Annotated in this window: 7 protein-coding genes; 1 reads left to right on the plus strand and 6 read right to left on the minus strand. The window is 47.9% G+C overall.

What is annotated here, in order from left to right; genetic code table 11:
• Nucleotides 1–66: 66 nt before the first annotated feature.
• Nucleotides 67–855: a formate/nitrite transporter family protein gene (locus BLS69_RS19180; RefSeq protein WP_017690511.1), complete on the plus strand. Its 789-nt coding sequence runs from the start codon at nucleotides 67–69 to the stop codon at nucleotides 853–855.
• Nucleotides 856–1124: 269 nt separating this feature from the next.
• On the opposite strand, the gene BLS69_RS19185 is transcribed toward BLS69_RS19180, so the two are convergent.
• The 6 genes from BLS69_RS19185 to BLS69_RS19210 all read right to left on the minus strand — a co-directional run bounded on the left by BLS69_RS19185 (nucleotide 1125) and on the right by BLS69_RS19210 (nucleotide 13262).
• Nucleotides 1125–2111: a WXG100 family type VII secretion target gene (locus tag BLS69_RS19185; protein WP_091034643.1), complete on the minus strand. Its 987-nt coding sequence runs from the start codon at nucleotides 2109–2111 to the stop codon at nucleotides 1125–1127.
• A gap of 46 nt (nucleotides 2112–2157) precedes the next feature.
• Entirely contained in the window at nucleotides 2158–2622 is a 465-nt protein-coding gene (locus tag BLS69_RS19190; RefSeq protein WP_371129054.1) for an acetyltransferase, read from the minus strand.
• Nucleotides 2623–2770: 148 nt separating this feature from the next.
• Nucleotides 2771–4339 carry a glycoside hydrolase family 30 protein gene (locus BLS69_RS19195; protein WP_256332358.1) on the minus strand — a complete coding sequence of 523 codons (1569 nt, stop codon included), beginning with the start codon at nucleotides 4337–4339 and terminating at the stop codon, nucleotides 2771–2773.
• A gap of 146 nt (nucleotides 4340–4485) precedes the next feature.
• Complete coding sequence (locus BLS69_RS19200) at nucleotides 4486–7185, minus strand: beta-glucosidase (RefSeq protein WP_091034649.1); 2700 nt, start codon at nucleotides 7183–7185, stop codon at nucleotides 4486–4488.
• Nucleotides 7186–7847: 662 nt separating this feature from the next.
• Complete coding sequence (locus BLS69_RS19205; protein WP_091034651.1) at nucleotides 7848–12818, minus strand: DUF4132 domain-containing protein; 4971 nt, start codon at nucleotides 12816–12818, stop codon at nucleotides 7848–7850.
• 24 nt (nucleotides 12819–12842) lie between these two features.
• Complete coding sequence (locus BLS69_RS19210; RefSeq protein ID WP_091034653.1) at nucleotides 12843–13262, minus strand: hypothetical protein; 420 nt, start codon at nucleotides 13260–13262, stop codon at nucleotides 12843–12845.
• Between the last annotated feature and the right edge of the window lie 324 nt (nucleotides 13263–13586).

Here is a 13586-nt window from a genome sequence, read left to right on the forward strand (position 1 = left end):
CCCCTCCCCAATTTCCATAATTTCGTTATAATGGTAAGCAAGACACCATGCTATTGGAGGAGAATTATGGAAACGGAAGCTTTACGCAACGTGGAACAACTAGCTTTGAAGAAACACAAGATTTACAAACAAAGCTTAATTAGGTACCTTGCACGCTCCATGCTGGCCAGTATGTTTATCGGATTCGGCGTCATCGTGGCGTTTAAGACAGGTAACTTCTTTTATATGGAGCAGTCCCCGTTTACCTATCCGATGGCAGCAATTACGTTTGGAGCGGCCATCATTCTGATCGCCTATGGCGGGGGTGACCTGTTCACGGGCAATACGTTTTATTACACGTATGCGGCGCTGCGCAAGAAACTGCGCTGGTTCGAAGTTATCAAGCTGTGGATTGCAAGTTATAGCGGTAACCTGATGGGCGCAGCCGTGTTTGCCCTGTTAATCTACCTGACGGGATTGTTCGACTCGTCCCAGGTGAATGGTTTTCTGTTAAGCGTGGTGGAGCACAAGATGGAAGTTCCGACGATGCAGCTCTTTTTCCGGGGAATTTTGTGTAACTGGCTTGTATGTATGGCGTTCTTTGTGCCGATGTTCATGAAGGAGAATGGAGCCAAAATGTTTGCCATGATGCTCTTTGTATTTTGCTTCTTCATCTCGGGATACGAGCACAGCATCGCCAATATGTGTACGTTCGCGATTGCACTTGTGCTGAACCACCCGGGGACGATCTCATTTGAAGGTGTGCTTCACAACCTGGTTCCCGTGACCTTGGGTAATCTGGTTGGTGGTGTGCTGCTGATGGGCTTTATGTATTATGCGGTGAACAAACCGTTTCTGGATGAAGAGACCCATTAATCTCTGGCAAAAAAAGAGTCCCTTCCAGCCCGGTCCATTGACCGTGGCGAATCGGTAAGCAAAACTATAAACACCCCGGCATCCTTCCCATCTCATCTCAGGGAGAAGGTTGCCGGGGTGTTTCTCTATGGGCAGGCTCACGGATAAGCTGCCTGCCCTCCACACGCATAGCCATGTGTTATCCAACCACATGGCTCCAGGCGGTGGGTCGGCAAGCAGGCCACAACCCGGTACCCCTGCGTTGCTCGCTTGCCAACCTCATCCGTGGCTTAGAAGTAATCCCGCCACGGAGTATATTCAATATCGTTGTCGCCACGCGTGACCACGATCATATTTTCCATTTTGCCCGTTTCCTTATTGGTACGGTAGATCATCGTACGTGTCTCGCCTTCCTCCGGCACGGAGAACAGGAATTTGTCCGCGACGAAGGATGAACCTAGTCCTGTCGCATGTTCCGTGAAGGCAGAGCCCGTCTTGCTTGTGAGCAGCAGACCAATGCCGTAGGCTGTAGCCGTTTGTGCTGCTTTGCCAAAGAGATGCTCGCCTTGACTAGTCGTGTGCGTTTGCTCCGAATACCTATACTTTTCCGTATCTTTGCTATAGTCCACCACATTGCCCTGTTTATCCAGACTGATGGTAGTCGTTTCGCCCTTGTCGCTTTTCACCTGATACGTACCTACGATGGAATCCTCGGTAATTTTCACCGTCTTGCCCGTATTGGGGTCAGTCTGATAGATTACATCTTCATACTGAAGCCGAATGATGTTCATGCTGGCCTGAATCTGCTGTGCCAGTTCTTCGTCCCCCATCTCTTTGGCTTTCTTCAGCATTTCCTCATAGTTTTGGTATTTCTCGGCATCCTTCTCAGCCCATTCATCCATGTTCTTTGGTGGACCTGGCGTTTTGTCCAGATCATCGCCTTTATTTTTGCCCATGGTTGATAGCGCCCGCGCTGCGGTCAGCGCCGTCATGATTGCCTGGCTCACCGCCTCTTCATCTGTCGTGCGGAAACGCTCGGCAATTTTCTTAAGCTCCGACTGAATGGACAGAACCAGTTCCAGAACAGATTTCATCGTGCCTTGAGCCGTTGAATAATCGTTATAGAAGCGTTCCCGTTCCATCCCATCCCAGTTGCTCCGCATGACACTCATCTTGCCGTCCAATGTGGACATGAATCTCGATAATTGCTGATGTGCCTGAGCGAACTGCCCACTGACCGTCTCCAGTTGTTCCGGTGTCACCTTGATCTGTGTCATCCTGCACACTCCTCATCCTGGTCATTTATAACTCATGGTCTATCCATTACGACAATCTCTCAGCCTGTTCCTGTTGGATCTCCAGATGCAACAGCGGAAACGGATTACCGGAACCGTCCAATTCGGAACGACCTGTCTGTACAAATCCCATTTTTTCATAGAATCGGGCTGCTCCAGTATTCTGCTCATTAACATCCACCTTGAGGTGACGGCCTTTGATTTTGAAGGTATGGTCTATGAGCAGACGTCCCAGACCCTGTCCGTGTTGACTCGGATCTACAAACAACATTTCGATAAAGTTATCATCCAAACCAATAAAACCTACGGGTTGTTGCTCTGTATTCAGCGCTTCCCAAACCTCGACTTGCCTGTGCTGCAACACATCACTCACCACTTTTTTATAGAACTGAATGTGATGCTCTTCCAAAAACGTATGGGTTGCCCGCACAGCACTCTCCCAGATTCCAACCAACTTGTCATGATCCTGTTCCCGATATGCAACGACTAACATGTCCAACGTATTCTCCTTTTCTAGTAAAAGGTTATGTAAAAGTCCGATCTTGGGATCGGACTTGTTTGATAGATCAAATTTGAAATAACTCTACGTTTATTTTACCATGTCCATCATTCAATCTGTACCCATAATTTCCAATCTTGAGTCAACGTTCTACCTCCGTTTTTGGCTTCCAACGGAAGGTTGCTGCCGATTGGGATGGCAGTATATATCGAAATAAATCTCCATCTATGACTACATCAAAGGAAACTTCTGCCTCGCCCGTGTTAGCCGCAACTAGCACCATCGTTCCATCCGGATTGCGGAAGGTTACGTTCTCGATCTTGCCCTGTTCTTGCGTGGAAGCAACTCTCACAGCTCCCGGACGTACATAACGGCTGATGTGGCCTAACGCATAATACTCGACATTTCTAGTGATTTCATCACTGTCCGGGTCAATTGTCACAACCCCACGACAGTTCTCACAGCCACCATTCGTAGGTCCACCTTGCGGATCGAGTACGATGTTCCAGAGCAGAACATTTTTCGCCCAGTTGCGAGGTGCACCAATGATGAGATTGGACATCTGCCAGCTCAGATTCTCGCCAAAATCAGGACTCCACTCCCCACCACTACATTCGGTAAAATAGATATTTTTGTCCGGGAAGCGCTCATGCACTTCCGACATGGCCGATGGATCACCTGCATAACAGTGGAAAGCAGATCCATCGATGTAGACAGCAGCCTGCTCATCACCGAGCACCTTGCTGGTATATTCAACCGCCTGATCCCAGTTATGATCATACGCGATGATTCGCGTATCCAGTCCCGCATCCTGTAGCGCAGGGCCTAGATAATCCCGTATGAACATCGCTTGTTCTTCAGCTCCCATACTCATACTCGGATATTTGTCCGAGGTGAACTCCGGTTCATTTTGCAACGTGATCCCGTAGATGGGAATGCCCTTTGTCTGATAAGCTTTGATATATTTCACAAAATATCTTGCGTACGCTTCGTACACCTGAGGATCGTTGTAATCCAGATACCAACCGTTCGTGGTCTTCTCCCCATACTTCATCCAGGCCGGAGCCGTCCACGGTGTGCCCAGTACGTTAAGATCCGGTTTCAGCTCAGTCACACTCTTCAGCATATTCACAACTTCCTGATCTTTATCGATCGAAAAGTGTTCCATGTCATAATCCGTGCCGGACTCGATATCATCATAGGTATAACTTGAAGCCGCGCCTGATTCATCTACCGAATAATCGGAGGCACCAATCGTGTGACGCACCATATCCATATTCAAGCCTTTCGTCGTAAACAGTTCCTTCAGCAGTTGCTCTTGCTGCTCCTCTGGAAGCTGATTAATCAGATGCGCAGATGAACCCGTCATCGCTGCGCCGAAACCATCCATGGTCTGGTAGTTCTTGTCCGGATCAATCTGTATGCTAAACTCCGACGGGGAAGTATCAGACTCCTGCGTTGTAGAATCTGAAGAGCTTGTGTCTGCATCATGTTGATCTGTAATTGGAATGGGTTTCTGTGGTGTAAGCAGATTTTGCTGATCTCCCGTGGTTAACCAGACTTCGGCCGTTCTCTGTTTGTCCATAACCGGTGGCGGAGCGGGTTGTTCACTTCGGTTGAAGATAAGCCAGCTTCCTATACCGACACAACAAACAGCTGCGATCAATAGGATTATCCATCGTTTGGGATACTCTCCCCAGCCTATGTTCATCACGCTTCACTCTCCTTCCATTGTGGAAAAAGCCGCGGCCACTAGGCCACGACTCATTTTCCTAATCTATATGAATTAGAACAAACTGCATTTGACGAAAATAACTTCACTGGGAGAACAACCTTCCAATCTCCCTGATTGCAATTTTATTTACCGGACTTGCTTCCGATATTCACACTGCCTGTCAGACGGATATCATCCGATGCACTGCCAACATACACTTGGACTTTACCCTTAGGCATTACCCATTCATGCGATGTTTCATCCCAGTAGGACAATGCGCTGCGATCCAGTTGAATGTTGACCCGTTGCTGCTTGCCTGCTTTCAGATCAACCTTCGCCCAGCCAGCAAGCTGCTTCTCTGGCGTTTCAACTTTGGTTGGCAGGTTGCCGACATAGACCTGTACAACTTCCGCACCGGCAACTTTACCGGTGTTACGTAAGTTCAGGGATACTTCTACGGTTGCTTTGTCGCCTTTGCCTGTGTTTTTCACATGCAGATTACGATAATTAAAATCGGTATAAGACAGTCCGTGTCCAAAGGCAAACGCCGGTGTCATGCCTTCTTTGTCATATCCTTTATACCCTACAAAGATACCTTCGGAGTAGTTGCCCACCCCATTCACACCCGGGAATTGTTCCGCAGTGGATACCGGAGTTTGGGAATCATCTGATGGGAACGTCACCGGCAACTTACCGGATGGATTCACATCGCCGAACAGAACACGTGCCACTGCATTACCTTGTTCCTGACCTGCATACCAAGCCTGAACGATGGATGGCACTTCTTTTTGCCAGGAATCCATTTCAACAGCGCGACCACTCATTTGAACCACGATCGTTTTTGGATTGGCTGCCGCTACCTTGCGGATCAGCTGCTCCTGGTTATTCGGCAGTTCCAGGTCGGAACGGTCTACGTAACCTTCACTGTCATACGTGCGAGTTACCACAACGGCAACATCGGATTTTTTCGCCAACTCAACTGCTTTTTGCATCTTGGCATCAACAGCATCTTCTGGAGCTTCCCAGCCGAAACGAACCTGAGCTCCCATATCATGACTGGTTTGTACCGGGAAATCTGTACGATATTCAATCCGAATGTTGTGAGACTCGCCTTCTTTAAGCGTGATTTCTTTCTTTGTAGTGCTCAGTGTTGCACCTTGATTGTCTACCAGCAGCTGATCATCCACGTATAGTTTTGCAGAACCCAGACTGGTCAGAGACAGTTTGTAATCACCTGTTTTCGGTGCCGTAATGGAACCTGTCCAACGAGCGGACATTTTGCTATTAAACTTCGTTGGCGTCACCGGAAGTTTAGACGACTGTGCATTGAAGCCTTCATAGTTGTAAAATCCAAGATTCATGTTCACCTGATTATCCGTGCGGACCAGTTCAGGATTGCCCTCCATGTCCTTGTTCGTCCAATATTCGGCATGCAGTCCGTTTTTCGCATTGTCTGAACCACTTTCGTTAACACCCGCTGGAGACAAGAGCGTGGATGGTACCGCGGACGGTCCGTTAAACGCATCTCCTGCCGAGATTGGATCGGTTCCGGCTGCATATTGCACATCTACACCGTTTCCTGCACGGTTACGAATCCCTTCAAGCGGGCTCACCGTATACGTCGGATTAACGAGACTGCTACCTCCACCAGCAGCAGATGCGTTATCTGCATCCGGTCCGATGACAGCGATGGATTTCACGTTTTTCTTGGACAGCGGCAATACATTATCGTTGTTTTGCAAAAGAACCATGCTCTCTTCTGCAATTTCACGTGCCTGTTTGCCGTCTTTCTTGGCATTGATTTGTGTATTCGTTACAGGGTTATCGAACAGCCCTTTATCGAACATTTGAAGCAAAATGCGTCTAACCTTCTCATCAATGGTTTGCTCGCTGACTTCGCCATTGTTCACGGCTTCCAGCAATTTGTCTCCCCATTTGCCATACGGCTCTCCAGGTGTCTCCAGATCCAGACCCGCATTGGCGGATTTGGCTGTGCTGAAGTTTGCACCGTAGTCACTCATGACAAACCCTTCGAAGCCGAACTGGTCCTTGAGGACATCGGTCAGCATCTTCTTGTTCTCACAAGCGTATGTACCGTTCACCTGGTTAAATGAACACATTGCAGAACCAAGATCCGCTTTTTCAACCATCGCTTGGAATGGACGTGCATAGACTTCCTGAATGGCACGTTCGCTGGCTGTTGCATTGGTCGTGAAACGTTCCGTCTCCTGGTTGTTCAGGATATAGTGTTTCGCTGTAGCGATAACCGGATTACTTTGAATCCCGTTCACATACGCTGCACCCATGCCCGAAGCCAGTAGCGGATCTTCCCCGAGAGATTCGAAGTTCCGGGAACCCCATGGTGTACGTGCAATATCCAGCCCAGGGCCGAGCACTACATTATGTGTTGTATCGTGTGCTTCCTGACCGATCAGATCGCCATATTTCTTGGCCAGATTGGTATCCCAGGAAGCGGCAAGCGCGATGGGTGCAGGCAGTGCCGTGGACTTTTTGTCCTGCACATCCGGGTTAGCCACACGTACCCCTGCAGGTCCGTCTGCCATCTGTAATGCCGGAATGCCGAGGCGCTCCAATCCATCATTATAGAAACCATAATAGTTATTTACTTTACCGGTTACGAATCCAACTTTCTCCTCCAGCGTCATCTCCTTGAGCAGCAGCTCGGTGCGTTCCTCCGCAGACAAGGATTTGTTCATCCAAGGACGATTGGCCCCAGATTCCGCCTCCGCGGCGAAGGCGTGCAGCGGCATAGCCGCAACCGCCACGATGATTAATAACATAAACCATCGTTTGAGGAAAATCAGATTGAGTCTTCTGTTCATGTTGTAAGTTCTCCTTCTCTCTTGATCATTTTTCTTGTGCACATATTGAATACATGTATACAAGGGAATGCAAACTGGCTTGATCCCAGTCTTTCAAGCATTCAGGTCGTCCTGCACATGGCTTCTGAAACTGCAGCCTGCAAGCAAGTCAGCAGATTTCGCTTCCTAACGATAGCCGACATGATCATGAATTACATCCCCTTAAATTTGGTAAATGACCGATTAGAACAAGCCTAGTTCTTTGGAATCACCATATTAACAATTCAGATAACAAAACAAGAAAACGAATTATTTACATTTCCGTAACTACTTTCGAACAAATTCTTTACTTTTAAAAACAGTCGGTTCGACCCACTCCCGATAAACCAATTAATGCAATTAATTATCAGATTAAGGAATATGTCGACACACTCTGGGTCCTAAGTCTATTTGAAAACGGAACCAATCCGGTCCATTGAAATATCCAAAAATATAAAAGCAACTAAGGTCCCTTTTAACAGGTTCTTCAGCTGCCTTTATGTTGAAATTGCTCCACATTGTCCACTTCCCATCCATGATTCTTGTTCTACACTCGTTATATTGAGATTCGAAGTTACATTAAAATCGGAGTAGCAAATAAAAAACCGCCCCAAGAGGGGCGGCTCACTTCTGTTCAATCACTTCTAGTTCTGTAATTGTGCAAGAATCTGCGGGTCCTTGATCTTTTTATCTTCGGCGAGCAACATCACCTTGGACAAAATCTCAGCTGTTCTCGGATCTTCATCCAGGAATGGCAGGAAGATTCGACCCCGATGCTGACTGTGCACCGGAACAATATGAAGTGCACCTGTAGCTTGTTTGAACACATTACCACTCCCCAGATGAACAGCATACTCACCCAATTCACCATCAATTCGTGCGTAATTCCCGTCCAAACGTACATTGTCGATCTTCAGCAGACGCAACGACTCGTTCACAATGACGTGACGCATCTCGATTGTTGTCAGGCTGGCTTCCGGATCTACGCCTCCCACATGTGCAACGCTGACCACCAGATCGATATCACGCATAACTTCCGAGAAGAACGTCAGCGGCACATCTTGCAGCGCTACAGGTTTGTAGCTCTTACGATCGTAGAACTGCACCGTCTCCAAGGTAGGTGCCTCCGTATCTGCTGGTGAGAACCAATCTGCCATGGCATAGAGATTCGCAATCAGATTGTGCTCGTAACTTACCTTCTGCAGACCTTCCTCATAACTGACAGTCCATTGGCGTCCTTTAAGCAGAGCTACTGCTTTTTTCGGTTGAATCTGATATCCGGCGTATCGACGAGACACCGTACCATTAGCCAATTCGTCCTCGTTAGGAAGATACAGCTCACGGAATACCTGCTTGAAGGGCTGACGCTCCTGACGGGTGAACAGATCCCGCTGGAATTCACTCCATCTTCCGCTCTGATACAGATGAAGCGGATGAGCAATCAACAGTTGATCCTGTTCCGATAGTGCATGGTTCGTACCCTCCGGCCCAGGAGCAACCAAACCATTGGATGATACATCGAATCGTCCCGTCTTGTCACCTGACTGGAATATAAGCGTTCTTACCAGCGGATGTATAACCGGATTTTGCATCAGACTGGTAATTTCCTCACGTGTAAAGGATGTTCCAGCAGTCATCGAACGTTCCAGCTCCTGCCGTGCCCGGCGATACTGATCCACCAGATCCGATTTGAGCTCTTTCAGTTCAGCGATATATCCATCTTTTTTGAACCGGGCAGGTACAGATTTGAGTGTCTTGCCTTTGCTAACGATAACCATTTCGGGTTGGCCTTCCTCATCAATGACCAATTGTGCTGTCGTGTCAGCATCCAATACATGAGGTTCAAAGAAGGATTTCATCTCATCCAACTTACGTGCTTCCATGTCCCACATCAGCCGCGTAACATCAGCATAACCTGCATTACGAGCGAGATTGCCCAGTGCAATCTGTGATGCTACACCTTCACTGGCACGGCGTTGTGCACCGAATTGCTTGCTCTGCAACAGAAACTTCTGAATGAAGTCGTATCGCTCACGCAGATCCTGTTCCCGATTTACGGCGAATGGGATCAAACTGTAGGTTAACAAATGATCCTTGTTTCTCTTGTCTGACACGGAATCACGCATATCGTCCAATCGAAGCTTGCCCAGTGCAGCATCTGCGAACAATTGGGATCTGCGGTGGTTAGCTCCCCCGGAAATGTACTTGGCGCAATCGTATAAAAGATTGAACCGTTCCTCCCCGACAGCAGCATAGGCTTCTTCAAACCAAGCGATATCAAACGCACCTTCATTAAAGTCCTGTGGTGAGATTGGAGAATAGTGGGCCACGATGGTTTCTTTCTCCGCAGTAAAGCGTTCATTGATATGGGCATGGAAGTACCATGCCGCACTGCGGAGACCTTCCCATCCCAGATGTTTTGCAACAATCTCCATCCACTGCGGGGCGTACATAGCCGCTTCCAGCAATTTTTTCTCATTCACCGGATACTTCTGGAGTAATTCTCCAAGACGCTTCTCATCTTCTCCATCCCGTGGATGACAATTCTGAATTAGATAGCTAAACGTCTCTTTACGTGTTGTGTTGTCCCCATAACTGTAGATATATCCACGGACAAATGTATCCTGATCCATCGCCGAGACCAGATGTACCCAGTGTTCCATGCCTTCAATTCGTTCCAGTTTCATGGCAAGTGTACTTACTTCTGTAGAGAGTTCTCCCCGGGTCAGCTCGATCTCCAGAATCCGATTAACGACCGTATCCCGTAAATGAATCAGCTTGGGATCACTTGCGATCACTTCTGTACGAGTGGATGTTAAGTCCCGAATAAACAACAGACGATTCCCACCGACCAGAACCTGTCGATATATCTCCTGTTCATCAATCAGGTTCAGCTGGTACGCGCGCAGGAAATCTTCAAGTGACAGCAAGGACAACGGTTGACTATTTTCTACAAGACTGGCGAACTGGTAGGCTGTCTGGAAGAAACGTTTGAAGCTGTTATCGTCATGGATTTTGCCACGAACCACATAATTCCAAGGTCCAGTCAGAATATGAAGCATGCCTGACTCTTTCTCGAGTCGATCAGCAGGCATACTCGCGATGATGGAGGCCCAGGTTTTCTCAGCTATTTCAAACGTGTCGATCGGATCGCTATCCAGAAATGCCGCCGATATCAGTGCCACTACCTGATCCTTATACGTTAACGAATCCAGCATCTGCTGTAGCTTTTCGATGTCATCCAGAGGATAGATCTGGTCGGCAAACGACTTGCGCCAGCCTTCCAATAACGGAATCTTTTGCAGTTCTTCATAGTCATACTGATCATGGAAGTAACTGTAATGGTCACTCAATTTGCCATTGAAATCCCGGAGCTGTATACCCATATACAACTGCATCAGTTCCACACTGCTAAACCCAGCATGTTGAATATAGTTCTCCCATACGTCATGAAGCGGGAACTGTTCCATCTGCTTCATTTCATTCCGCTCTCCATACGGAACCTTGGAGCGAAGACTCGCTCCGACTAACAACGTGTCTTTATAGCCAGCATAGTACTCCACTTCATACTCATGATCCCTGTGTTCATGCACTAATTCATCGAGCCCCTGCAGGAATGGTCTGGTCTTATCCAGAGAAAGTGTAAAGATATCCTTCGGACTGTGGCCTTTGAGGTCACGCTTCTCATCCAGCAATGGCTCACGTCGCTTCGGATCGAATAAATTAAACCCATTAGCGGCCGTATAGCGACTCCCCTGATCCGTCAGCTTGTCGAGCAACTTCTGTTCCTTCGCGGTTGGCGTCTCAATCAGCTGTGCCAATGGCTGCAATTGCTCCTGCTGATCTGCCCGATCCGGATCTGCCGCAATCTCGGTCAACAATTCGAGCGCGCCTAGACGCTGCAACTCACTCTTGGCCTGCAAAAGTCGCTTCAGTGAAACCGTCAATTGGTCCACGGGTTGTAGTAACAATACATGGATAACCTTCTGACGAAGTGAGCCTGTCTTGAGCTTCATCAGCGCCTCCATCTGTTTCATCTCTTCAACCGTCAACGTGAGCTGCTTCGCCTTGGAGAGCGCACTTTCCCGATTACTGATGCTTTTATCAGACAAACTCTCAAACACAAACTGTCTTTGCACCTCATTATCGGGATGCTGAACAAACTGGGACAACAGTTCCCCGCGCAGTTCTGGGCTCAAACGGTCCTTGATTGCGATGACTTCGCCGATCCATTCCGGGTCCATATCATAAGCGGCCAGATATAACATTTTCTTCACTACATCATCTGTATCAATCCGGTAGTGAACATACTCAAGTACAACCGATGGTCCACCTGATCCGCCTTTTGGAATGACAGCCAACATCTGTTTGAATTGATCAAAGTCCTGACGTCTCAATGCCTTATCTTCAAGCGCAGGCAATGGCCACACGTAGACACTACGCTGATTCTCTCCATTCTCGAAACTCCAGTTGTACATATACATGGCATCATAGTTGGTCACAATCCAGTGCATCAACTCGGTATCCTGCGCCTCCAGATAACGACGTGCAATGTGCAAACGAAGCTCCCTGTTCTGGCTGTTAGCCAGTACGTATTGGGCAACAATCTTCTGATATAATTGGCCTTGATCCATAATCTCGATGATCTTGCTCGTCAGTTCATTCTCTTCAATGACCGCTGTCGCCCACAGGCTGATAAAGAGCTTGTTGGCGTTCGCTTCCTGCTGCCAGGATTCGCGCACTTCTGGTTGCACAAGCGCCTCATACGCCTGTTCAATCAGCTGTGCAGCAACACGCTGATTGGCTGCTTCTATGCCAATTCCCGTCCATACGGCGAGTGCTCTTACCACCGAACTGAAACGGATCAGGTTGTTGTCGATGATGATTTTTAATATGTAAATATAGGCTTCCAGTGTTCCTTCATCCATCCGCTCCACAATGCTTTGGCGCAGCCCTTCCTGCAACCTTGCTGCAACGAGCAACTCACCCACCATCTGATAGGCATCTGCCTGATCGCTCATGAATATGCCTTTGATCATTTCATAGGTTAACAGCGCCGTCTGATTGTCACCATAGATAATATCGTGCAATGCCTGCTTCATATCTCCGCCCTGATGATCCAGTTCATATGCGATACAATCCGCCAGAACCCAACGGATCTCATGCAGATAATCCAGCTTGTACTCACGAAGTGACACATATTCACTCAGGGAGAAATTCTTCATCTCCATTCGGAACAATCCCATCAGTTTGCGGATGACCTGTGCTACATGCTGCTCCGGATCGGATGTGCGAAAAGGTCGGCGTTCATAGTTGTTACTATATGGGAAACGAGTCGCACGCTCAGCGATATAACGGAATCGTGCAACCAATGACTCGCTCGCCAGATGCTGGAGCACATCCAATAGTGGCTGGAATAATGGTTGTTGCGTTTCTGCAGCCAGCCTTCCAAGCAATTTTTCTGTATTCAAAAACATCTTTTCATCTCCACGCAAATACGTAGACCCGGCGATCTCCACAACATAGTTTGCCAGCTCAAGCTGTACCCCTGTTAACGACTTGGCTCTATCCTGCAATTCATCCATATACACCTGTACTTGTTCTTCCTGATTCATCCTGTTCTCCTCCTTCATCGTTCTCTACCACAGACGTCCGGCAAGCATTGTAAAACGAACAAACACCACGTTGTCGCCGTCCTGTATAACCACGGAATTGTCCAGTTCCTGCAATTCTTCATCGTTGAGAAACACTTTGTACAACCCATCCTCATAGGCGGTTATAGCTGTCTCCATCGCACTATTCAGATCAGGAGCGCCCTCATTGTATACTGCGCCAAACCCGACTTTCCCCGTCGCTCCCTGCGTCTCAATCTCATCCGGCATGAGGAAGGCGAGTAATTCTGCCTGTTGCTTCTTGTCCTGAAGGACTTTCACTTGCAGAGCCACCATGTTCTCAATGAGCTGCCTCAGCGTATGTGTTGTTTCCGGAAGTTCGGCAGCTTGTTTGGCAAGTGCCGGCTTGCGCTTACCCAGACTTTTTACCGTTATCCATATGTTCACCGTGTTCCCTCCCTATGTCCTGCCCTATTTGAAGAAGCTTCCATAAGCCCCGATATCTATACCATGATGCGTAATAACCTAAACTCGAAACTGTTGTCGGCCTCAAAATATAATCAAAAATACGTACATATGTACCCCTAATAAACATCATAACTAAAATTCAATCCATATTCATGAGCCAATCCTCATGTTTACGTGGAACCACGGAACTATGGCCTACTTGCGTACATATACGCAAAAAAAGCTGCACAGTCTCATATAAATATGGACTGCGCAGCCGCTAAGCTACCATTAGAACAGTTTATGTCGCCTGAGAACCTTTAT

The organism is Paenibacillus sp. CF095 (assembly GCF_900101225.1).
Classification (GTDB): Bacteria; Bacillota; Bacilli; order Paenibacillales; family Paenibacillaceae; genus Paenibacillus.

Coding starts and splice junctions, on each gene's coding strand:
- BLS69_RS19180 (WP_017690511.1), top strand. CDS start 67: ATGGAAACGGAAGCTTTACGCAACGTGGAACAACTAGCTTTGAAGAAA.
- BLS69_RS19185 (WP_091034643.1), bottom strand. CDS start 2,111: ATGACACAGATCAAGGTGACACCGGAACAACTGGAGACGGTCAGTGGG.
- BLS69_RS19190 (WP_371129054.1), bottom strand. CDS start 2,622: ATGTTAGTCGTTGCATATCGGGAACAGGATCATGACAAGTTGGTTGGA.
- BLS69_RS19195 (WP_256332358.1), bottom strand. CDS start 4,339: ATGAACATAGGCTGGGGAGAGTATCCCAAACGATGGATAATCCTATTG.
- BLS69_RS19200 (WP_091034649.1), bottom strand. CDS start 7,185: ATGAACAGAAGACTCAATCTGATTTTCCTCAAACGATGGTTTATGTTA.
- BLS69_RS19205 (WP_091034651.1), bottom strand. CDS start 12,818: ATGAATCAGGAAGAACAAGTACAGGTGTATATGGATGAATTGCAGGAT.